At 70.1% G+C, this 20,976-nt stretch carries 20 protein-coding genes; 16 read left to right on the top strand and 4 right to left on the bottom strand.

Features of this window, described 5'->3' with window-relative positions; translation table 11 throughout:
* Positions 1 to 72 precede the first annotated feature (72 nt).
* The 12 genes from glyA (at position 73) to OG861_RS10405 (ending at position 11,432) form a co-directional block, all read left to right on the top strand.
* A complete protein-coding gene (gene glyA, locus OG861_RS10460; protein WP_329198327.1) occupies positions 73 to 1,302 on the top strand; it encodes a serine hydroxymethyltransferase in 1,230 nt (409 codons plus the stop codon).
* Between the two features lie 104 nt (positions 1,303 to 1,406).
* Entirely contained in the window at positions 1,407 to 2,741 is a 1,335-nt protein-coding gene (locus OG861_RS10455; protein ID WP_329202446.1) for an MraY family glycosyltransferase, read from the top strand.
* Between the two features lie 285 nt (positions 2,742 to 3,026).
* A complete protein-coding gene (locus tag OG861_RS10450; RefSeq protein WP_329198329.1) occupies positions 3,027 to 3,464 on the top strand; it encodes a hypothetical protein in 438 nt (145 codons plus the stop codon).
* A 210-nt stretch (positions 3,465 to 3,674) separates the two neighbouring features.
* Positions 3,675 to 4,514 (top strand): F0F1 ATP synthase subunit A, encoded by an 840-nt coding sequence (gene atpB / locus OG861_RS10445; RefSeq protein WP_329202448.1) that lies wholly within the window; start codon positions 3,675 to 3,677, stop codon positions 4,512 to 4,514.
* 79 nt (positions 4,515 to 4,593) lie between these two features.
* On the top strand, positions 4,594 to 4,830 hold the full coding sequence (locus tag OG861_RS10440; protein ID WP_030295275.1) for an ATP synthase subunit C: 237 nt from the start codon (positions 4,594 to 4,596) through the stop codon (positions 4,828 to 4,830).
* A gap of 41 nt (positions 4,831 to 4,871) precedes the next feature.
* Positions 4,872 to 5,411 carry a F0F1 ATP synthase subunit B gene (locus OG861_RS10435; RefSeq protein ID WP_329198332.1) on the top strand — a complete coding sequence of 180 codons (540 nt, stop codon included), beginning with the start codon at positions 4,872 to 4,874 and terminating at the stop codon, positions 5,409 to 5,411.
* Complete coding sequence (locus OG861_RS10430; RefSeq protein ID WP_329198334.1) at positions 5,408 to 6,223, top strand: F0F1 ATP synthase subunit delta; 816 nt, start codon at positions 5,408 to 5,410, stop codon at positions 6,221 to 6,223. The genes OG861_RS10435 and OG861_RS10430 overlap by 4 nt, the downstream gene beginning before the upstream one ends.
* Before the next feature lie 129 nt (positions 6,224 to 6,352).
* Positions 6,353 to 7,948 (top strand): F0F1 ATP synthase subunit alpha, encoded by a 1,596-nt coding sequence (gene atpA, locus OG861_RS10425; protein WP_136224962.1) that lies wholly within the window; start codon positions 6,353 to 6,355, stop codon positions 7,946 to 7,948.
* A gap of 20 nt (positions 7,949 to 7,968) precedes the next feature.
* Positions 7,969 to 8,898: a F0F1 ATP synthase subunit gamma gene (locus OG861_RS10420; RefSeq protein ID WP_329198338.1), complete on the top strand. Its 930-nt coding sequence runs from the start codon at positions 7,969 to 7,971 to the stop codon at positions 8,896 to 8,898.
* Positions 8,899 to 10,350: a F0F1 ATP synthase subunit beta gene (gene atpD / locus OG861_RS10415; RefSeq protein ID WP_329198340.1), complete on the top strand. Its 1,452-nt coding sequence runs from the start codon at positions 8,899 to 8,901 to the stop codon at positions 10,348 to 10,350.
* Positions 10,351 to 10,482: 132 nt separating this feature from the next.
* Positions 10,483 to 10,857 carry a F0F1 ATP synthase subunit epsilon gene (locus tag OG861_RS10410; RefSeq protein ID WP_329198342.1) on the top strand — a complete coding sequence of 125 codons (375 nt, stop codon included), beginning with the start codon at positions 10,483 to 10,485 and terminating at the stop codon, positions 10,855 to 10,857.
* A 128-nt stretch (positions 10,858 to 10,985) separates the two neighbouring features.
* Positions 10,986 to 11,432, top strand: a complete 447-nt coding sequence (locus OG861_RS10405; RefSeq protein ID WP_329198344.1) for a DUF2550 domain-containing protein — start codon at positions 10,986 to 10,988, stop codon at positions 11,430 to 11,432.
* 73 nt (positions 11,433 to 11,505) lie between these two features.
* Here the strand turns inward: OG861_RS10405 and OG861_RS10400 are convergent, their stop codons facing one another.
* Complete coding sequence (locus OG861_RS10400; protein ID WP_443056611.1) at positions 11,506 to 13,353, bottom strand: glycosyl hydrolase family 18 protein; 1,848 nt, start codon at positions 13,351 to 13,353, stop codon at positions 11,506 to 11,508.
* 177 nt (positions 13,354 to 13,530) lie between these two features.
* Positions 13,531 to 14,103 (bottom strand): cob(I)yrinic acid a,c-diamide adenosyltransferase, encoded by a 573-nt coding sequence (locus tag OG861_RS10395; RefSeq protein WP_329198346.1) that lies wholly within the window; start codon positions 14,101 to 14,103, stop codon positions 13,531 to 13,533.
* A gap of 236 nt (positions 14,104 to 14,339) precedes the next feature.
* Between OG861_RS10395 and OG861_RS10390 the strand changes: the two genes are divergently transcribed.
* The 3 genes from OG861_RS10390 (at position 14,340) to OG861_RS10380 (ending at position 18,348) form a co-directional block, all read left to right on the top strand.
* Positions 14,340 to 15,188: a 3-hydroxyacyl-CoA dehydrogenase family protein gene (locus OG861_RS10390; protein ID WP_190183449.1), complete on the top strand. Its 849-nt coding sequence runs from the start codon at positions 14,340 to 14,342 to the stop codon at positions 15,186 to 15,188.
* Between the two features lie 166 nt (positions 15,189 to 15,354).
* Positions 15,355 to 15,678 carry an STAS domain-containing protein gene (locus tag OG861_RS10385; protein WP_329198349.1) on the top strand — a complete coding sequence of 108 codons (324 nt, stop codon included), beginning with the start codon at positions 15,355 to 15,357 and terminating at the stop codon, positions 15,676 to 15,678.
* 195 nt (positions 15,679 to 15,873) lie between these two features.
* Positions 15,874 to 18,348, top strand: a complete 2,475-nt coding sequence (locus OG861_RS10380) for an ATP-binding protein (RefSeq protein ID WP_329198351.1) — start codon at positions 15,874 to 15,876, stop codon at positions 18,346 to 18,348.
* 16 nt (positions 18,349 to 18,364) lie between these two features.
* Here OG861_RS10380 and nucS read toward each other — a convergent pair whose 3' ends face one another.
* A complete protein-coding gene (nucS, locus tag OG861_RS10375; RefSeq protein WP_190183452.1) occupies positions 18,365 to 19,036 on the bottom strand; it encodes an endonuclease NucS in 672 nt (223 codons plus the stop codon).
* A 220-nt stretch (positions 19,037 to 19,256) separates the two neighbouring features.
* Here nucS and OG861_RS10370 point away from each other — a divergent pair, with 220 nt between their 5' ends.
* Positions 19,257 to 19,649, top strand: coding sequence for an SCO5389 family protein (locus OG861_RS10370; RefSeq protein ID WP_136215131.1), 393 nt, complete (start codon positions 19,257 to 19,259; stop codon positions 19,647 to 19,649).
* Between the two features lie 61 nt (positions 19,650 to 19,710).
* On the opposite strand, the gene OG861_RS10365 is transcribed toward OG861_RS10370, so the two are convergent.
* Complete coding sequence (locus tag OG861_RS10365; protein WP_329198355.1) at positions 19,711 to 20,730, bottom strand: LLM class flavin-dependent oxidoreductase; 1,020 nt, start codon at positions 20,728 to 20,730, stop codon at positions 19,711 to 19,713.
* Between the last annotated feature and the right edge of the window lie 246 nt (positions 20,731 to 20,976).

Genomic DNA, 20,976 nt, shown 5'->3' with positions numbered 1-20,976 from the left:
AGAGCGCGAGGGGCGCGATCGCGGGGGCGGGCCTACAGTGGCCGTATCCGGGACAGCACTGGGAGCCGCGCCATGAGCGTCATCACCCCGCCCACGGACCTGCTGCGGCAGCAGGATCCGAAGATGGCCGACGTGCTCGCGGGGGAGGCCCAGCGCCAGGCCGGTTCCCTGCAACTGATCGCCGCCGAGAACTTCTGCTCGCCCGCCGTTCTGGCCGCGCTCGGCTCCGCGCTCGCCAACAAGTACGCCGAGGGCTACCCCGGCGCCCGCCACCACGGCGGCTGCGAATACGCCGACCTCGCCGAACGCATCGCGGTGGAACGGGCCATGGCCCTGTTCGGCGCCGAGCACGCCAACGTACAGCCGCACTCCGGATCCTCGGCCGTGCTCGCCGCCTACGCCGCGCTCCTGCGCCCCGGGGACACGGTGCTCGCCATGGGCCTCCCCTACGGCGGACACCTCACCCACGGCTCTCCCGCCAACTTCTCCGGCCGCTGGTTCTCCTTCGTCGGGTACGGCGTCGACGCCGAGACCGGCCTGATCGACTACCAGCAGGTTCAGGAACTGGCCCGCACCCACCGCCCCAAGGCCATCGTCTGCGGCTCGATCTGCTACCCCCGCCACCCCGAGTACTCCGTCTTCCGGGAGATCGCCGACGAGGTCGGCGCGTACCTGATCGCCGACGCCGCGCACCCCATCGGGCTCGTCGCCGGCGGCGCGGCCCCCAGCCCCGTCCCCTACGCGGACATCGTCTGCGCGACCACGCACAAGGTCCTGCGCGGCCCGCGCGGCGGCATGCTCCTGTGCACCGCCGAACTGGCCGAGCGCGTGGACCGGGCGGTGTTCCCCTTCACCCAGGGCGGCGCCCAGATGCACACGATCGCCGCCAAGGCCGTGGCCTTCGGCGAGGCCGCCGCCCCCGCGTTCACCACCTACGCCCACCGGGTCGTCGCCAACGCCCGGACCCTCGCGCAGGTGCTGGAAGCCGCGGGCTTCGCCGTGACGACCGGCGGCACCGACACGCACCTGATCTGCGCCGACCCCGCTCCCCTCGGCATCGACGGCCCCACCGCCCGGGGCCGGCTCGCGGCCGCCGGGATCGTGCTGGACACCTGCGCCCTGCCGTACGGGGACCAGCGCGGGATCCGCTTCGGTACGGCGGCGGTGACCACCCAGGGCATGGGGCAGACGGAGATGGTCCGCATCGCCGCGCTGTTTGCGGCGGCGCTGCGCGGGGAAACCGCGCAGACCCGTACGGACGTCGGCGAGCTGGCCGGTCAATTTCCTCCTTATGGGGCGTAACGCGGACGAGCGGGGCGTACCGCAACCGGGGTAGGGGCCCCTCGCGTCCTCGATAGCGGTGACATCGCGGCTAATGTGTGGGGCTGAGATGGCCGGCGATACATCTGGGGCTGCCAGTGCGTGAATATCTGCTGACGCTTTGCGTCACGGTCGCGGTGACCTACCTGCTGACCGGGCCCGTGCGGAAGTTCGCGATCGCGGTCGGGGCCATGCCGGAGATCCGCGCCCGTGACGTGCACCGGGAGCCGACCCCGCGTCTCGGCGGGATCGCGATGTTCGGCGGCCTGTGCGCGGGGCTGCTGGTCGCCGATCACCTGCAGAACCTCAACGGGGTGTTCACGGGGTCGAACGAGCCCCGGGCGCTGCTGTCCGGTGCGGCGCTGATCTGGCTGATCGGCGTGCTGGACGACAAGTTCGAGATCGACGCACTGATCAAGCTCGGCGCCCAGATGATCGCCGCCGGTGTGATGGTCATCCAGGGTCTGACGATCCTGTGGATCCCGGTGCCGTTCATCGGCACGGTCTCGGTCACCCCGTGGCAGGGCAACCTGCTGACGGTGGCCCTCGTGGTGCTCACCATCAACGCGGTGAACTTCGTGGACGGCCTCGACGGCCTGGCGGCCGGCACCGTGTGCATCGCCGCCGCGGCGTTCTTCCTGTACGCGTACCGGATCTGGTTCGGCTACGGGATCGAGTCGGCGGCGCCCGCGACGCTGTTCGCCGCCATCCTGATGGGCATGTGCCTGGGCTTCCTGCCGCACAACATGCACCCCGCCCGGATCTTCATGGGCGACTCGGGGTCGATGCTGATCGGGCTGGTGCTGGCCGCCGGCGCGATCTCCATCACCGGGCAGGTGGACCCGGACACGCTGAAGCTCTTCGCGGGTGGTGAGCGCAACGCGACGCACGCGATGCTGCCGGTCTTCATCCCGCTGGTGCTGCCGCTGACGATCATCGCGATCCCGATGGCGGACCTGTTCCTGGCGATCGTCCGGCGCACCTGGAACGGACAGTCGCCCTTCGCGGCCGACCGCGGCCACCTGCACCACCGGCTGCTGGAACTCGGGCACTCCCACAGCCGCGCTGTACTGATCATGTACTTCTGGTCGGGCCTGATCGCCTTCGGCGCGGTGGCCTACTCGGTGCACTCGACCTCGATGTGGATCGTGCTCGGCATCGCGGGGCTGAGCGCCCTGGGCCTCGTCCTGCTCCTCCTGCCGCGCTTCACCCCCCGCGCCCCGCGCTGGGCGCAGGCCCTGGTCCCGCCGCGCTACCGGCACGCGGACCGGGCGGCGGAAGCGGCGCTGCTGGACGCCTCGGGCACCGAGCCGGAGCCGGCCAGGCCGATCGCCGCGGGAGTCTCCGGCGTCAACGGGGCGACCGCCATTGGCCCCCGTTCGCGCTTCCCCGACCGGCGTAAGGCCGGATCGGCTCGCTGACGCCCGGAACGCATGTCCGACATGAACGCCCTTTACCAGACAAGGTGCCCCGTTGTCCTGCACACACGGGCGCGTTAGCCCTCATGTGTGACAGTCAGCACACCCACCGGGTAAAGCTCTCATCAAATACTTTGTGATACCGTTCACTAAACCCGGCGACAGAGCCGAAGGACCGTAGTGCGACGGTCCAACGGCCCGAGGCGCTGCCTCGGACCGGGCTTACGCTCGTCCCCGTACGAGTCCCGTACGAGTCCGTGCCCCCACCACCACGCGGAGCAAACCGCCATGCGGTCAGATGACGTCCGATCCCTCCTGCAAACCGCCGTACCCACGGCTGTCGCCGGCGCTGTAGCCGCCGCGATCAGTGGTGCGGTCGTCGGTGGCAAGGGTGCGGTCGGAGCGGTCGTCGCGACGCTGCTCGTCATCGTGTTCATGGGTCTCGGATTCCTGGTTCTCCAGCGCACGGCGAAATCACTGCCGCACTTGTTCCAGGCGATGGGCCTCATGCTCTACGCGGCCCAGATCCTGCTGCTCTTCGTCTTTCTCGCCGTGTTCAAGAACACGACGCTGTTCCACCCCCGGGCGTTCGCCATCACGCTTGTGGCCACCACCCTCGTGTGGATCGGTGCACAGACGCGCGCCCACATGAAGGCCAAGATTCTCTACGTCGAACCCGAGTCCACGAAGGGCGACAAGCCCGGAAATCCGGGGTCGAAGCCGTGAGGGGTAGGGCCGGGATAAGTGTGCGTTCGAGATCCTGCTATCGTCCGGTTCAAACTGCGGCACTGCGGGCGCGGGCATCTGAGCTGACGCCTGTTCCATCGCGAGGCGCGATGCCTGACCGCCGCCCCCACATCCGTTACACCAGTCCAGTGCCGAACCGCGGCTGCGCGCCGCGCCGACACAACGAGGTTGCCGTACCCATGCGCCACGCTGAAGGAGCCCGCGGTGAGTCCTGACCCGACGCAGGTGCTCGCCTTCGAGACCGACTGTCACATCTTCGAAGGATGTGGCTTCCCCGGCCCGGGCCTGCACTCGTTCCTCTTCGAGCCGCTGTGGGGCGAAGCCGGCCTTACCAACGCGTACTTCAACAAGCCGATGCTGCTGGCCCTTCTGGGCAGCATCGTCATCGTCGCTTTCTTCTGGGCCGCCTTCCGCAAGCCGAAGGTCGTCCCCGGCAAGATGCAGATGGTCGCCGAATCCGGTTATGACTTCGTGCGCCGCGGCATCGTGTACGAGACGCTGGGCAAGAAGGAGGGGGAGAAGTACGTCCCCTTCATGGTGTCGCTGTTCTTCTTCGTCTGGATCCTGAACGTCTGGTCGATCGTCCCCGTGGCCCAGTTCCCGGTGACCGCGATCATCGCCTACCCGGCGATCCTCGCTGCGATCGTGTACTTCATCTGGATGTCGGTGACGTTCAAGCGTCACGGATTCGTCGGCGGCCTCAAGAACCTGACGGGCTACGACAAGAGCCTCGGCGGCGTCCTCCCGCTGGTCATGGTCATCGAGTTCTTCTCGAACGTCCTGGTCCGCCCCTTCACCCACGCGGTCCGACTGTTCGCGAACATGTTCGCCGGTCACACCCTGCTGCTGCTGTTCACCATCGCCAGCTGGTACCTGCTGAACGGCATCGGGATCGCCTACGCGGGCGTCTCGTTCATCATGGTCATCGTAATGACGGCCTTCGAACTCTTCATCCAGGCCGTCCAGGCGTACGTCTTCGTCCTCCTGGCCTGCAGCTTCATCCAGGGCGCGCTCGCCGAGCACCACTGAGTCCGGCCCACTCCCCAAGACCCCCTTGTCGTCCGGTGGCCAACCCCCACCGGTTCGTGAAAGAGAAGGAAGAACTGGCATGTCCCAGATCCTTGCTGCCGCCGAAGGCGTCACCGGTTCCCTCAGCTCCGTCGGTTACGGCCTCGCGGCCATCGGCCCGGGCGTCGGCGTCGGCATCATCTTCGGTAACGGCACGCAGGCTCTCGCCCGTCAGCCCGAGGCTGCCGGTCTGATCCGCGCCAACCAGATCCTCGGCTTCGCCTTCTGTGAGGCGCTCGCCCTCATCGGTCTGGTCATGCCGTTCGTCTACAGCTGACGAACCGCGACCACTAGTCCGATTAGACGAAAGGCACTGATGTGAACCTCCTGGTTCTCGCGGCCGAGACGGAAAACCCGCTCGTTCCGCCGATCCCCGAGCTCGTCATCGGTCTGATCGCCTTCGTCATCGTCTTCGGCTTCCTCGCGAAGAAGCTCCTCCCGAACATCAACAAGGTTCTGGACGAGCGTCGCGAGGCCATCGAGGGCGGTATCGAGAAGGCTGAGGCCGCTCAGACCGAGGCCCAGAGCGTGCTGGAGCAGTACAAGGCCCAGCTCGCCGAAGCCCGGCACGAGGCCGCGCGCCTGCGCCAGGAAGCGCTGGAGCAGGGCACTGCGCTCAAGGAAGAACTGCGCGCAGAGGGCCAGCGGCAGCGTGAGGAGATCATCGCTGCCGGCCACGCCCAGATCGCGGCCGACCGCAAGGCTGCCTCGCAGTCGCTGCGTCAGGACGTGGGCAAGCTCGCCACCGACCTGGCCGGAAAGCTCGTCGGCGAGTCCCTCGAGGACCACGCCCGGCAGAGCCGCACGATCGACCGTTTCCTCAGCGAGCTTGAGGAGAAGGCCGAGGCCGCGCGATGAACGGAGCGAGCCGCGAGGCGCTGGCCTCCGCGCGTGAGCGTCTCGACGCGCTGACGGACAACACGTCCGTCGACGCGGTGGAGCTCGCCGGCGAGCTGGCCTCCGTCACCGCGCTGCTCGACCGTGAGGTCTCGCTGCGTCGGGTCATCACGGACCCGGCGCAGCCCGGCGAGGCCAAGGCCGAGCTGGTGGGCCGCCTGCTGGGAGGCCAGGTGAGCGGGGAAACCCTCGACCTGGTGTCCGGCATGGCCCGGTCCCGCTGGTCGCAGTCGCGTGACCTGGTCGACGCGCTGGAGGAACTGGCGGCCACCGCCGACCTCACGGCGGCCCAGCGTGCGGGTGCGCTCGACAACGTCGAGGACGAGCTGTTCCGGTTCGGCCGGATCGTCTCCTCGAACACCGAGCTGCGCTCCGCGCTGACCGACCGGGCGGCCACCGCCGCCGCCAAGAGCGAGCTGCTGCACCGTCTGCTCGGCGGCAAGGTGAACGCCACCACCGAGCGTCTGGTCATCCGTCTCGCCACCCACCCGCGTGGACGTAGCCTGGAAGCGGGACTGGAGTCCCTTTCCACGCTCGCCGCCGAGCGCCGCAACCGCATGGTCGCCACCGTGACCAGCGCGGTTCCGCTCAGCGACGCGCAGAAGCAGCGTCTCGGCGCGGTGCTGGCCAAGCTGTACGGCCGCCAGATGCACCTGAACCTCGACGTGGACCCGGCGGTCCTCGGCGGGATCTCGGTGCGGGTCGGCGACGAGGTCATCGACGGCACCATCGCGGACCGCCTCGCAGAGGCGTCCCGCCGCATGGCCGGCTGACCAGCCACCAATAGAACAACGCATTCCTAGCGGCCCGGTTGGGCCGTGCAGAACTTGCAGAAGATTCCTGGGGGTCGCCCCCAGACCCCTAAGAAGCTTCAGGCCCAACAAGGAGAGCAGGGAACCCAGATGGCGGAGCTCACGATCCGGCCGGAGGAGATCCGGGACGCACTGGAGAACTTTGTCCAGTCGTACCAGCCGGACGCGGCCTCGCGCGAGGAGGTCGGAACGGTCAGCGTTGCCGGCGACGGCATCGCGAAGGTGGAGGGTCTGCCCTCCGCCATGGCGAACGAGCTGCTGAAGTTCGAGGACGGCACCCTCGGTCTCGCCCTCAACCTCGAGGAGCGCGAGATCGGTGCGATCGTCCTCGGCGAGTTCAGCGGTATCGAGGAGGGCCAGCCGGTGCAGCGCACCGGTGAGGTTCTCTCCGTAGGTGTCGGCGAGGGCTACCTCGGCCGCGTTGTCGACCCGCTCGGCAACCCGATCGACGGCCTCGGCGAGATCGCGACCGAGGGCCGCCGCGCCCTTGAGCTGCAGGCCCCGGGCGTCATGGTCCGTAAGTCGGTGCACGAGCCCATGCAGACCGGCTACAAGGCCGTCGACGCGATGGTGCCGATCGGCCGTGGCCAGCGTCAGCTGATCATCGGTGACCGTCAGACCGGCAAGACCGCTCTTGCCGTCGACACGATCATCAACCAGCGCGACAACTGGCGCTCGGGCGACGTGAACAAGCAGGTCCGCTGCATCTACGTCGCCATCGGCCAGAAGGGCTCGACCATCGCGTCCGTTCGCGGCGCCCTGGAAGAGGCCGGCGCGCTCGAATACACGACGATCGTCGCCGCCCCGGCGTCCGACCCGGCCGGCTTCAAGTACCTGGCGCCGTACACCGGCTCCGCCATCGGCCAGCACTGGATGTACGCCGGCAAGCACGTCCTGATCATCTTCGACGACCTGTCGAAGCAGGCCGACGCCTACCGCGCCGTCTCGCTGCTGCTGCGCCGCCCGCCGGGCCGTGAGGCCTACCCGGGTGACGTCTTCTACCTGCACTCGCGTCTGCTGGAGCGCTGCGCGAAGCTCTCCGACGAGATGGGTGCCGGTTCGATGACCGGTCTGCCGATCGTCGAGACCAAGGCGAACGACGTGTCGGCGTTCATCCCGACCAACGTCATCTCCATCACCGACGGCCAGTGCTTCCTGGAGTCCGACCTGTTCAACGCGGGCCAGCGCCCGGCGCTGAACGTCGGTATCTCGGTCTCCCGCGTCGGTGGTTCCGCGCAGCACAAGGCCATGAAGCAGGTCTCCGGCCGTCTGCGCGTCGACCTCGCCCAGTACCGCGAGCTGGAGGCGTTCGCCGCCTTCGGTTCCGACCTGGACGCCGCGTCGAAGGCTTCGCTGGAGCGCGGCAAGCGCATGGTCGAGCTGCTCAAGCAGGGCCAGTACCAGCCGATGCCCGTCGAGGAGCAGGTCGTCTCCGTCTGGGCCGGCACCACCGGCAAGATGGACGACGTCCCGGTCGCCGACATCCGTCGCTTCGAGTCCGAGCTGCTGGAGCACCTGCGCCGCGAGCGCAAGGACCTCCTCACCTCGATCGCCGAGGGCGGCAAGATGTCGGATGACACCCTGACGTCGATCGCGGACGCCATCGCTGCCTTCAAGCAGCAGTTCGAGACGTCTGACGGCAAGCTCCTGGGCGAGGACGCTCCGGCCGTCAACGTCTCCAAGTGACGACGGAAGGGACCTGACTCATGGGAGCGCAGCTCCGGGTCTACAAGCGTCGCATCCGTGCCGTCACGGCGACCAAGAAGATCACCAAGGCGATGGAGATGATCGCCGCCTCGCGCATCGTCAAGGCGCAGCGCAAGGTGGCGGCATCGATGCCGTATGCGACCGAGCTCACCCGTGCGGTGACCGCGGTGGCGACCGGTTCGAACACCAAGCACGCCCTGACCACCGAGGTCGAGGCGCCGACCCGCGCCGCGGTCCTGCTCATCACGAGCGACCGCGGTCTGGCCGGCGGCTACTCCTCGAACGCCATCAAGCAGGCGGAGCGGCTCACCGAGCGGCTGCGCGCTGAGGGCAAGGACGTCGATGCCTACATCGTCGGCCGCAAGGGTGTCGCCTACTACGGCTTCCGCGAGCGCAAGATCGCGGACTCGTGGACCGGCTTCACCGACAGCCCGGCCTACGCGGACGCCAAGCGCGTCGCCGCGCCGCTGATCGAGGCCATCCAGACGGAGACGGCCGATGGCGGCGTGGACGAGCTGCACATCGTCTTCACGGAATTCGTGTCGATGATGACGCAGAACGCCGTGGACGGCCGGATGCTGCCGCTCAGCCTCGCGGAGACCTCCGCCGGGGCGCAGGACGAGGCCGGCGCGAAGGGCGAGATCCTTCCGCTGTTCGAGTTCGAGCCGTCGGCGGAGGACGTCCTCGACGCCCTGCTGCCGCGCTACGTCGAGAGCCGCATCTACAACGCACTGCTGCAGTCGGCCGCTTCCGAGCACGCCGCCCGCCGCCGTGCGATGAAGTCGGCCACCGACAACGCCGGGGACCTCATCAAGAGCCTCTCCCGGCTTGCCAACGCGGCCCGCCAGGCCGAAATCACCCAGGAAATCAGCGAGATCGTCGGTGGCGCGAGCGCCATGGCTGACGCGACCGCGGGGAGTGACAAGTAAGTGACGACGACTACCGAGAACGCTGTGACGGCCGCTGCCACGGGCCGCGTCGCCCGGGTCATCGGCCCGGTCGTCGACGTGGAGTTCCCCGTCGACGCCATGCCCGAGATCTACAACGCCCTCAAGGTCCAGGTCGCCGACCCGGCCGAGGACGGCAAGCTCAAGACGCTGACCCTGGAAGTCGCCCAGCACCTGGGTGACGGCCTGGTCCGCACGATCTCCATGCAGCCCACCGACGGTCTGGTCCGCCAGGCCCCGGTGACCGACACGGGCGAGGGCATCACCGTCCCCGTCGGCGACTTCACCAAGGGCAAGGTGTTCAACACCCTGGGTGAGGTGCTCAACTACCCGGAGGCCAACTCCGAGGTGACCGAGCGCTGGCCGATCCACCGCAAGGCGCCGAGCTTCGACGAGCTCGAGTCGAAGACCGAGATGTTCGAGACCGGCGTCAAGGTCATCGACCTCCTCACCCCGTACGTCAAGGGTGGAAAGATCGGTCTGTTCGGTGGTGCCGGTGTCGGCAAGACCGTTCTGATCCAGGAAATGATCTACCGCGTCGCCAACAACCACGACGGTGTGTCGGTCTTCGCGGGCGTCGGTGAGCGTACCCGTGAGGGCAACGACCTCATCGAGGAAATGGGCGACTCGGGCGTCATCGACAAGACGGCGCTCGTCTTCGGCCAGATGGACGAGCCCCCGGGCACCCGTCTGCGCGTCGCGCTCGCCGGTCTGACCATGGCGGAGTACTTCCGCGATGTTCAGAAGCAGGACGTGCTCTTCTTCATCGACAACATCTTCCGTTACACCCAGGCCGGTTCCGAGGTCTCCACGCTGCTCGGCCGCATGCCGTCCGCGGTGGGTTACCAGCCGAACCTGGCTGACGAGATGGGTCTGCTGCAGGAGCGCATCACCTCGACCCGCGGTCACTCGATCACCTCGATGCAGGCGATCTACGTCCCCGCGGACGACCTGACCGACCCGGCGCCGGCCACCACCTTCGCCCACCTCGACGCGACGACGGTTCTCTCCCGTCCGATCTCCGAGAAGGGCATCTACCCGGCCGTGGACCCGCTGGACTCGACGTCCCGCATCCTCGACCCGCGGTACATCGCGGCGGACCACTACGCGGCCGCCATGCGTGTCAAGGGGATCCTGCAGAAGTACAAGGACCTCCAGGACATCATCGCGATCCTCGGTATCGACGAGCTGGGCGAGGAGGACAAGCTCGTTGTCCACCGTGCCCGTCGCGTCGAGCGCTTCCTGTCGCAGAACACCCACGTCGCCAAGCAGTTCACCGGCGTGGACGGTTCGGACGTTCCGCTCGACGAGTCGATCACCGCGTTCAACGCGATCTGCGACGGTGACTACGACCACTTCCCCGAGCAGGCGTTCTTCATGTGCGGTGGCATCGAGGACCTCAAGGCCAACGCCAAGGAGCTGGGCGTCTCCTGAGGCCCCGCTCCTCGTGAGCAGAGCCGCTGACTGACCGGAGAGGGGCGGGTGCGTCCCGTCCCTCTCCCCACGCCCATTAGAATTTGACCCAACACCCGGCCGACCCGCCGGGTGGTGACCCGAGGAGCCACCTTGGCTGCTGAGCTGCACGTCGAGCTGGTCGCGGCGGACCGCAACGTCTGGTCCGGCGAGGCCACCCTTGTTGTCGCGCGCACCACGTCCGGCGACATCGGCGTCATGCCCGGTCACCAGCCGCTTCTCGGTGTGCTGGAATCGGGCCCGGTGACCATCCGTACCAGCGAGGGCAACACTGTCGTCGTAGCGGTGCACGGCGGATTCATCTCGTTCGCGGACAACAAGCTGTCCCTGCTGGCCGAGATCGCCGAGCTCGCGGACGAGATTGACGTCCAGCGGGCGGAGCGGGCACTGGAGCGCGCGAAGGCGGAGGCCGATGCGGCCGCCGAGCGTCGCGCCGATGTCCGGCTGCGCGCGGTGACGGGGCACTGAGCCCCTTACCGAATAGTGTGCGTCCTCAGCCGCGGCACGGTCTGGAATTTTCCAGAGCGGGTCGCGGCTGAGGCGATGCGGATCAGTTTTTCGTGTGCTGTATTCGATGAGCGAGGAGGTCGGTGAAGATGCTCCTCGCTCTGCTTGTGAGCGGCCTGGTCGTAGCCCTGGTGGTGATCGGGCTATTCGTCTTCGGGCTGCGCCGCAGACTCATCCAGCGGTCCGGGGGGACCTTCGACTGCAGCCTGCGCTGGGGCGTGGCCGACGAGCCCGACGTCTCGGGCAAGGGCTGGGTGTACGGGGTGGCCCGCTACAGCGGTGACCGGATCGAGTGGTTCCGGGTGTTCAGCTACTCGCCGCGGCCGCGCCGGCTGCTGGAGCGTTCCTCCATCGAGGTGCTGGCCCGTCGCGCCCCCGAGGGCGAGGAGGAGCTGGCGCTGCTGTCCGACGCCGTCGTGCTCGGCTGTTCCCACCGGGGGACGCGCCTGGAGCTGGCGATGAGCGACGACGCGCTGACCGGTTTCCTGGCCTGGCTGGAGGCGGCGCCCCCGGGGCAGAGGGTGAACGTGGCCTGACGAGAAGCCGGGGAGGAAGGGGGCGGACCCTTCCTCCCCGGCTCCGTTCGTTCACCGGTCCTGTGGGCGGGGGTTACCGCAGACCGGTGTGGATGGCGTTCGCGAGCTCACCGTTCGCGGTGTCGCCGCTGAATTCCCAGAAGAAGGCGCCCCGCAGGCCCTGCTGCTTGGTCCAGGTCATCTTTCCGGCGATGGTGGCGGGGGTGTCGTAGCTCCACCAGTTGCTCCCGCACTTCGCGTAGGCGGTGCCGGCGATGGTGCCGGTCGCCGGGCAGCTGCCCTTGAGCACCTTGTAGTCCTCGATGCCCTGCTCGTACGTGCCGGGGGCGGGACCGGTGGCTGCGCCGCCGGGGGCGTCCTGCGTGACGCCGGTCCAGCCGCGTCCGTAGAAGCCGATCCCCAGGTTGAGCTTGGAGCCCGCGATGCCCTTGCCCTTGAGCTTGGTGATGGCGGCTTCGGAGTTGAAACCGGCGATCGGGATGCCCGCGTAGGAGGTGAGCGGGGAGTGCGGGGCGGTCGGGCCCTTGGCGTCCCAGGCGCCGAAGAAGTCGTACGTCATGACGTTGTAGAAGTCGACGTACTGGGCCGCGCCCGCGTAGTCGGCGAGGTCGAGCTTGCCGCCGTTGGAGCCGTCGGCGGAGATGGCGGCGGTGACCAGGTTGCTGCCGCCGAACTTGGCGCGGAGCGCGGAGAGCAGGTTCTTGAGGGAGGCGGCGCCGCTGGTGTCGCAGGACAGGCCGCAGGCGTTCGGGTACTCCCAGTCGATGTCGATGCCGTCGAAGACGTCCGCCCAGCGGGGGTCCTCGACCAGGCCGTAGCAGGAGTCGGCGAAGGCGGCCGGGTTGGCGGCGGCCTGCCCGAAGCCGCCGGACCAGGTCCAGCCGCCGAAGGACCACAGCACCTTGATGCCGGGGTACTTCTTCTTGAGCTCGCGCAGCTGGTTGATGTTGCCGGCGACGGGCTGGTCCCAGGTGTCGGCGGTGCCGTCGACGCTCGACGCGGCGTCGTACGTCTTCTGGTAGTCGGCGTAGGCGTCGCCGATCGCGCACTTGCCGCCGGTGACGTTGCCGAAGGCGTAGTTGATGTGCGTGATCTTCGAGGCGGTGCCGGAGGTGACCAGGTTCTTCACGTGGTAGTTGCGCTGGTAGACGCCCCAGTCGGTGAAGTAGCCGAGCTTGACCGTGCTGCCGGTGGGTGGGGGTGTGGTGCCGCCGCCGGTGGTGGTGACGGAGAGGGCGCCGGAGGAGGGGCCGGTCTGGTCGGCGGTGTCGCGGGCCGTCACGGCGTAGCTGTAGGAGGTGCCCTTGGTCAGGCCGGAGTCGGTGTAGCTGGTGCCGGTGACCGTCGCGACCTTGGCTCCGTCGCGCAAGACGTCGTAGTTCTTGACGCCCTTGTCGTCGGTGGCGGCGCTCCAGCCGAGGGTCAGGGAGGTGTCGGTGACGCCGCTGGCGGTGGGGGTGCCGGGGGCCGACGGCGGGGAGTCGGCGGGGGTCGTGCCGCCGTCGCATGACGCACCGTTGATCTTGCAGCCGGAGGGGGCGCCGGGGCCGGCGCCGTTGAAGCCGAAGCTGATGGTCGCGCCGGGGGAGAGGGTGCCGTTCCAGCCGACGTTCTTGCCGGTCCAGTGGGTGCCGGAGCCGGTGACGGTGGCGTCCCAGGCGGAGGTGACCGTCGTGCCGGAGGGGTAGTCCCACTCCACGGTCCAGCTGGTCAGGGTGGTGGTGCCGGTGTTCTTCACCGTCCACTTGCCCTCGAAGCCGGAGCCCCAGTCGGAGACCTTCGTGTACGTCGCGGTCGCGGAGCCGGCGGCCTCGGCGGGACCGGCCAGGGCCACGAGTCCCGCGGCCGGCAGGGCGAAGGCGGCCACCGTGGCGGCGAGCCTCCTGAACAGACGGGTACGGGGTGGGGGTGCTGTGCTCAAGGTGGTCCTCCGTAGGTCCGCCGAAGTCGCGGGGCCGACTTCGGCATGGGGGTGGGACCTGCGCCGCCCGTGAGCCTGCCTTGTTTGTCATGGCACGCTCACCACAGTTGCGGTGAGCGTAGAAAGGTCTGGACCAACCGTCAAGAGGTCCAGACCTTCGCTGCGGCGTGCCGGACCCTAGCGGTCCCCGCCCGGGACCCAGAGGACGTCGCCGACCTCCTTGTTGGCCGTGCGGGCCAGGATGAACAGGAGGTCCGAGAGGCGGTTGAGGTAGGTCGCCGTGAGGGGGTTCATCACCTCGCCGTGCACCTCCAGCGCCGCCCACGTCGAGCGCTCGGCGCGCCGGACCACCGTGCACGCCTGGTGGAGGAGGGCCGCGCCGGGGGTGCCGCCCGGGAGGATGAAGCTGCGCAGCTTCTCCAGCTGCTCGTTGAAGCGGTCGCAGTCCGCCTCCAGCTTGTCGATGTAGAACTGCTCGACGCGCAGTGGAGGGTACTGCGGGTTCTCGACGACCGGGGTGGACAGATCGGCCCCCACGTCGAACAGGTCGTTCTGCACCCGGACGAGGACCTCCACCACGTCGCCGGACAGGCCGCCGAGGGCGATGGCCGTCCCGATGGCCGCGTTGGCCTCGTTGGCGTCGGCGTACGCGGAGATCCGCAGGTCCGTCTTGTGCGTGCGGCTCATGTCGCCGAGGGCCGTCGTGCCCTTGTCGCCGGTGCGGGTGTAGATGCGCGTGAGGTTCACCATGGGTCCAGCGTAGTGACACGGCGGAGTGCGGGCCCGGGGGGAGGAAGGCGCGTTCCCGGACAAAGGTGCCCAAGCGTCAACTGCGTTCCCCCGCCGCACTGATGGGCCGTACCAGTGTGATGTCCGTCATCTGAGACGTGACGCGTGTTACTTCGCGGTCACACCGTCCCTCACGGACGCTAGTCTCCGCCGGAGAGGCTACGAGACTGGGCCGTAGCGAGAACGAGGGGTGTGCAGTGGCTGGGAAGCTCGCCGTCATCGGTGCCGGACTCATGGGTTCCGGGATCGCTCAGGTCTCCGCTCAGGCGGGATGGGACGTCGTCTTGCGCGATGTCACCGATGCCGCGCTGACCCGCGGCACGGACGGGATCAAGGCCTCGTACGACAAGTTCGTCTCCAAGGGCAAGCTGACGGCCGAGGACGCCGAGGCTGCGCTCGCCCGGATCACCACGACCACCGACCTCGACGCGGTCGCGGACGCGGACATCGTCGTCGAGGCCGTCTTCGAGAAGCTCGAAGTCAAGCACGAGATCTTCCGCGCCCTCGACAAGCTGGTGCGCGACGACGCGATCCTGGCGTCCAACACCTCCGCCATCCCGATCACCAAGATCGCCGCGGTGACGGAGCGCCCGGAGCGGGTCGTCGGCGCCCACTTCTTCTCGCCCGTCCCGATGATGCAGCTGTGCGAGCTGGTGCGCGGCTACAAGACCAGCGACGAGACCCTCGCCACCACGCGCGCGTTCGCCGAGTCCGTCGGCAAGACCTGCATCGTCGTCAACCGCGACGTGGCCGGCTTCGTGACGACCCGTCTGATCTCCGCGCTGGTGGTCGAGGCCGCCAAGCTCTACGAATCGGGCGTCGCCACCGCCGAGGACATCGACATCGCCTGCAAGCTGGGCTTCGGGCACGCCATGGGGCCGCTGGCCACCGCAGACCTCACGGGCGTGGACATCCTGCTGCACGCCACCAGCAACATCTACACCGAGTCGCAGGACGAGAAGTTCGCGCCGCCGGAGCTGATGCGCCGGATGGTGGACGCGGGCGACTTCGGCCGCAAGAGCGGGCAGGGCTTCTACAAGCACTGAGCGCATCCTTCGAACGCCTTCACCCGTTGGTGTGAATGAGAGTATCGGTTCGCTCACAGTCGGCAACTTCCCTGCCCCCGGGGCAGTCAGTTCCAGTGAGAGTTGCCGACCACGGACCAGTCGGACCATACGTACGCGGCACGTACGCGGGACTGCGGGAGCACATATGCACATCAGGGGCGACCACGCCGAACTCGTTGTCGGGGGTCGCCTCGACGTGCGCAGCGCGGCGGACGCCCGTTCGGCCCTCCACACGGCCCTCGATCGCGGCCACGGCGACCTCGTGCTCGACCTCACCGGGCTCGACTCCTGGGACGCGACCGGACTCGGCGTCATCATGGGCGCCCACCGGCGGGCGGGCCGCTCCGGGCGCCGTCTCGTGCTGCGCGGGGTGCCCGCGCAGATGCAGCGGCTGCTCGTGGCGACCCGGCTCCACCGGATCCTCGCCATCGAGGGCGGACTGGAAGCGGAATCCCTGCCGCGGGTGTGACGCGAGGGCCGTTCTTTCCTGCGGAAACGTAACGTTCCGGTGGTGAAGGCCCTCTGACGGTTCCCCGCGCGCCCGGCCACGGTCTAGGCTCCGGGCGGAAACCGGACCAGTAGCGACAGCGGCGAGTGCGTGCGAAGGCCGGGCGGTACGACGGCGGCAGCGGCGCAGCACGCGACGCGATCGGGGGACTTGGTCATGGACGGTACGCAGGGGCAGCCCGGCGGGGACCCGGTACTCCGGGCCGCGGGCTCCGCGGGCCCTGCCGGCTCGGGACCCGGTTCCAAGGGGTCCGGGTCCGCGGGAGCGGCGGCCGCCACCCCCACCGGCGGTGTCACGCGCGTCGTCACACTGACCACGGGGGACTTCACCCTCACCGTCAACCCCGTCGACGGCAGCGAGATAGAACCCCTGCGGCCCGGCACCCGGACGCACCGCCCCGCCAAGCGGGACCCGGCCTCCCGGGCCGCCTGGGAGGCCGCCGGCCGGCCGCCCGCCCTCCCCGGTTCCACCGCCCCCCTCCGCCCCCTGCTCCAGCGCGAGGAGGAGCGGGAGCGCCTGGAGCGGCTGCTGGGCCGCGGCCGCTCCGTACGGCTGACCGGACCGGCCGGGTCGGGCCGTTCCGCGCTGCTCGACTCCGTTGCCGCCGTGTGCGCGGGCCTCGCGCCCGACGGGGTGGTCCGGCTCAGCGGCTTCGGCCGGCAGCAGCCGCAGGAGCTGCTGTACGCCCTCCACGCGGCCGTGTACGGGACCACCGGCGAACGGCCCGACCGGGCGGAACTCCTCGCGCGGGTCCGGGACGTCGGCGCGATCGTCCTCGTGGACGACCTGGAGCTGGGCGGAGCCGCCCTCGACGAACTCCTGCGGGCCACTCCCGAGTGCGCGTACCTGCTGGCCGCCACCCCCGACACCAACGCCCCGTCCGCGCACGCGCACCTGGAGGAGGTCTTCCTCGGGGGCCTCGGCCGGGGCGAATGCGTCCGGCTGCTGGAAGCCCTCACCGGACGGCCCCTGACGGAGGAGGAGACGGCCTGGGCGGGGGACCTGCGGTTCGCCTCCGAGGGGCTGCCCCTGCGCTTCGTGCAGGCGGCCGCGCTGCTGCGCCGCCGGGACGAGCTGAACCACCGCGACGCGCCCGACGAGGAGGACGAGCCCGGCGTCTTCGAGGGCCGGCCGCGCGAATCCGCCCACGTACCGCTGCCGACACTGGCCGAAGCCGCGGCGCCGGCGGAACTGCTGGCCTCACGGGTGAGCGAGTCGGCGCGGGCCGCCCTGCGGATCGCGTGCGCGCTCGGCGGGGAGATGCCGCACCACGCGCACCTGCCGGCGCTGGTCGGGGACACCCACGCCGACGCGGCGGTCGCGGAACTGCTGGACTGCGGGCTGCTGACCCCCGTCGGCCCGCGCTACCGGCTCTCCGCCGGGGTCGCCCGGCAGCTGGAGGAGGCCGGGTACGGGGACAGCGCGGCCGAGGAGGCCCGCACCGCCGCCCGGCACTACGCCTGGTGGACCGGGCACGCCTCGGTGACGCCCGAGCGGGTCGCGGCCGAGGCGGACGCGGTGCTGGCGGCGCTCGCGGGCGCCGACGTGGTGGCCGCCGTCATGCTGGCCCGGACCGCGGCCCCGGCCCTGGCGGCGTCCTTGCACTGGGAGGCGTGGGAGCGGGTGCTGCGCTCGGGCGCGGAGGCCGCCCGCAAGGCGGGGGAGGTCGCGGAACAGGCCTACTTCCACCACGAGCTGGGCGTGCTCGCGCTGTGCGAGGGGCGGCTGGAGCGGTCGCGCGCCGAGCTGGAGGCTTCGATCGGGCTGCGGGGCGCTCTCGCGGACAAGCGCGGGACCGTCGCGGGGCGGCGGGCGCTGGCCCTGGTCACGGACCGCGAGGCGGCGGAGGTGGAAGTGTCGCCCCCGCTGCGTCTGGAGGCTCCGGCGGCCCCTGCCGCGCCCCCGGTGACGGCCGGGCCCGTGACCAATCCCCTCGCCCGCCCCCTCGTTCCCCCCGTCGGGGCGGACGCCGTGACCCAGGTGGTGCCGGCGGTCCGGCGGCCCGGGGCTGCGACGGCGCCGTCGGCCTTCTCGGAGGTGTTCGAGGACGCCTTCCCGCCCGTGGCGAAGCAGGAGCCGGTCACGGTCCCGGTGCCGGGGGTGGTGCGGCCTTCCGCGGGGGAGCCCGACTCCCGGCGCAGGACGGCGTTCCTCGCCGCGGCCGGAGCCCTGGCCGTGGCCGTGATCGGGACCGTCGTCGGTCTGGCGGTCTCCGGACCGGACGGGCGGACGCCGAGTGACCCGGCGGTCTCCTCGACGCCTGACACGGACCTGAGCACCGGCACCGGCACCGGCGCCAGCGACCCCGCCACCGCGCCGGAGCCGGCCACCGACGGCCCGACGGCGGCCGCGTCCGACGACCCCGCAGCGCCCCGGGCGGGCGAACCGGCGGCGGAGCCCCGGCCAGGGACCACCCCGGGCCCGCGGACCACGTCGCAGGGCCGGACGCCGACGCGCAAGGCCTCACCGCCGGCGCCGGGCACCACGGCACCGACCTCGACGGCCCCGGTCGTCGTCCCGGACCCGCCGGCCACCTCTGCCTCGCCGCAGACGACCCCGCCGACGGATCCCCCGACGGGGCCGGGCGCGACCGGGTCCGCCTCCGGGACGGCCCCGTCGTCCACGGGGTGAGGACGCCGGCCGCGGCTCAGAAGAGGCGGAGCTTGTCGTCCTCGATGCCGCGCATCGCGTTGTAGTCCAGCACCACGCAGTCCATGCCGCGGTCCGTCGCCAGTACGCGGGCCTGCGGCTTGATCTCCTGCGCGGCGAAGACGCCGCGGACCGGCGCGAGGTGCGGGTCGCGGTTGAGGAGTTCGAGGTACCGGGTGAGCTGTTCCACGCCGTCGATCTCGCCGCGCCGCTTGATCTCCACGGCCACGGTCGCGCCCGAGGCGTCACGGCACAGGATGTCCACGGGGCCGATCGCCGTCATGTACTCGCGGCGGATCAGCGTGTAGCCGTCGCCCAGCGTGTCGATGCGGTCGGCGAGCAGCTCCTGGAGGTGCGCTTCCACGCCGTCCTTGATCAGACCCGGGTCGACGCCCAGCTCGTGGGAGGAGTCGTGCAGCACTTCCTCCATGGTGATGATGAGCTTCTCGCCCGCCTTGTTGACGACGGTCCAGACACCCTCTTCGGCGCCGGTCCCCTCCTTGAGGGTGCACGGGGGAGACATCCAGTTGAGCGGTTTGTACGCCCGGTCGTCCGCGTGGATCGAGACACTGCCGTCGGCCTTCACGAGGATCAGACGGGGTGCGGAGGGCAGATGGGCGGTGAGCCGGCCCGCGTAGTCGACGGAGCAGCGGGCAATGACGAGACGCATGGACGGCAACGCTACTCGACCGATGGGCCTCCACGCGATTCGCCCGTGAAAGCCCCCTTCGTCGATGGCGCGTTGTATGCGCATTCTCCTGGTGCGGCAACCCGGGGGCGCCTACCGTGGTGAGCGGGTGGTCGTCGAGCGTGCACGCTGCGTCGCGGCCGCCTTCCCTGCCCGTAGGACTCCGGACACCCAGACGGCCGGGGTCACGAGAGGAGAACCCATGTCGCTCGACGTCTCACCGGCCCTACTCGAACAGGCCGAGCGAGGCGAGGTCGACGAAGCCGCTTTCGTCGACTGCGTCCGGACCTCCCTGCCTTACGCATGGGAGATGGTCAGCTCGCTGGTGGCCCAGCTGGAGGTTGAAGGCGGAGAGTTCGCCGACAACCAGACGCCGCCGCCGGACGAGCAGGCGCGCGGGCAGCTGCTGCGCGCGCTCGCGAGTGACGCGATACGCGGTGCCCTGCAGCGGCACTTCGGGGTGCGCCTGGCATTCCAGAACTGCCACCGGGTAGCGGTGTTCCCGCTGGACCCGGCGGTGGACGACCGGCTCGCCAAGTTCACCTCGATCCGCGGCCAGCTGCTCAACCAATCGCCGGAGCTGCGGGACTGCTAGGACTTTCAGCTGCCGCTCCGATCGCGGGAGGTGCGACGGGTACCGGAGCGGCAGCCGGGTCTCAGCCGAGGCGGGGCAGGACCTCGGCGCCGATGCGCCGTACGTTCTCCTCCGTCGCGGCGAGGTCGCCGGAACCCTCCGCGAGCAGGGCGAAGCGCGTGATCCCCGTGCGTTCGGAGGTTGCGGCGAGCCGGTCCGCCGCGAACTTCGGGGTGCCGACGGGGTGCAGCCGGCACAGCAGCTCCGTGTAGGCCACCGGGTCCCGCATCGCGCGCTGCCGGCCGTCCACCGTCACGTGTGCGTCCAGGCCCTGGCGCAGCCAGCCCGGCATCGCCTTCACCAGCGTTTCCCGCGCGTCCGCCGTGCGGTCGGCGAGCTGGCAGACCCCGGCCGACACGTGGGCGGCCTCCGGCGCGTGCCCGGCCGCCAGTGCGGTGCGCCGCCACAGGGCGACCATGTCCGCCTTGTCCTCGTCCCCGCAGTGCATGCCCAGCAGCATCGGCAGACCCCGCTCCGCGGCCAGCCGTACCGACGCCGGGGAGGTGCAGGCGACGATCACTTCCGGCCCCTTCCCGTCACCGTCGAGCGCCTCCGAGGGGCGCGGTACGACGGCCACCTCGCGGAAGCCGTACCGCTCGCCCGCCGCTCCCACGCGCGCCTCGGTCAGCCAGCGCCGCAGCAGGTCCAGGGCTTCCGGGAAACCGGTCTCGTAGGCGTCCAAGCCGCCGCCGAACACCTCCAGGTCGACCCAGGGGCCGCCCCGGCCCACGCCGAGCGTGAAGCGGCCGCCCGAGGTCAGGTGCAGCAGGGCCGCCTGCTCGCCCACGGCCACGGGGTGCGAGTTCGGCAGCACGCTCACGGCGGTGCCCACGCGCAGCCGCCGGGTCCGCCCGAGCAGCAGGGCCGCCAGGGTCACGGCGGAGGGGCAGACCCCGTACGGCACGAAATGGTGCTCGGCGAGCCAGACCGCGTCCAGCCCGGCCTCCTCGGCGACCTCCGCGGTCCGCACCGCCCGGTGCAGCGCTTCCCCCGGCCCCTGGCCCGGGAACTGGGCCGCCACTACAAACGCTCCTACGCGCATCGCGCTCAACCTCCTCGCGGCTGACGCGGCCTCCCCAGGTGGACCGGCTCTCCGCCGTTCATGACATCAACGTCTGATGGCAACAACGCCCGACACGTGCCAAAGGCACGGCCCGGCGCCAAAGTTATTGGGATTGTCAGGCCAGCGCCCGTGAACGAGCCCCGTCCTCGGACACACTGCGGGTACCCGGGCTCGCTGCGCGTAGTCTGGGAGAAAGTCACTGCCGTCCGCCCATCCGTGAGGTAT

It is taken from the genome of Streptomyces sp. NBC_00539 (assembly GCF_036346105.1).
Taxonomy (GTDB): domain Bacteria; phylum Actinomycetota; class Actinomycetes; order Streptomycetales; family Streptomycetaceae; genus Streptomyces.
Note: the sequence above shows the minus strand (reverse complement) of the source record. Positions and strands in the feature narration are given on the sequence as shown.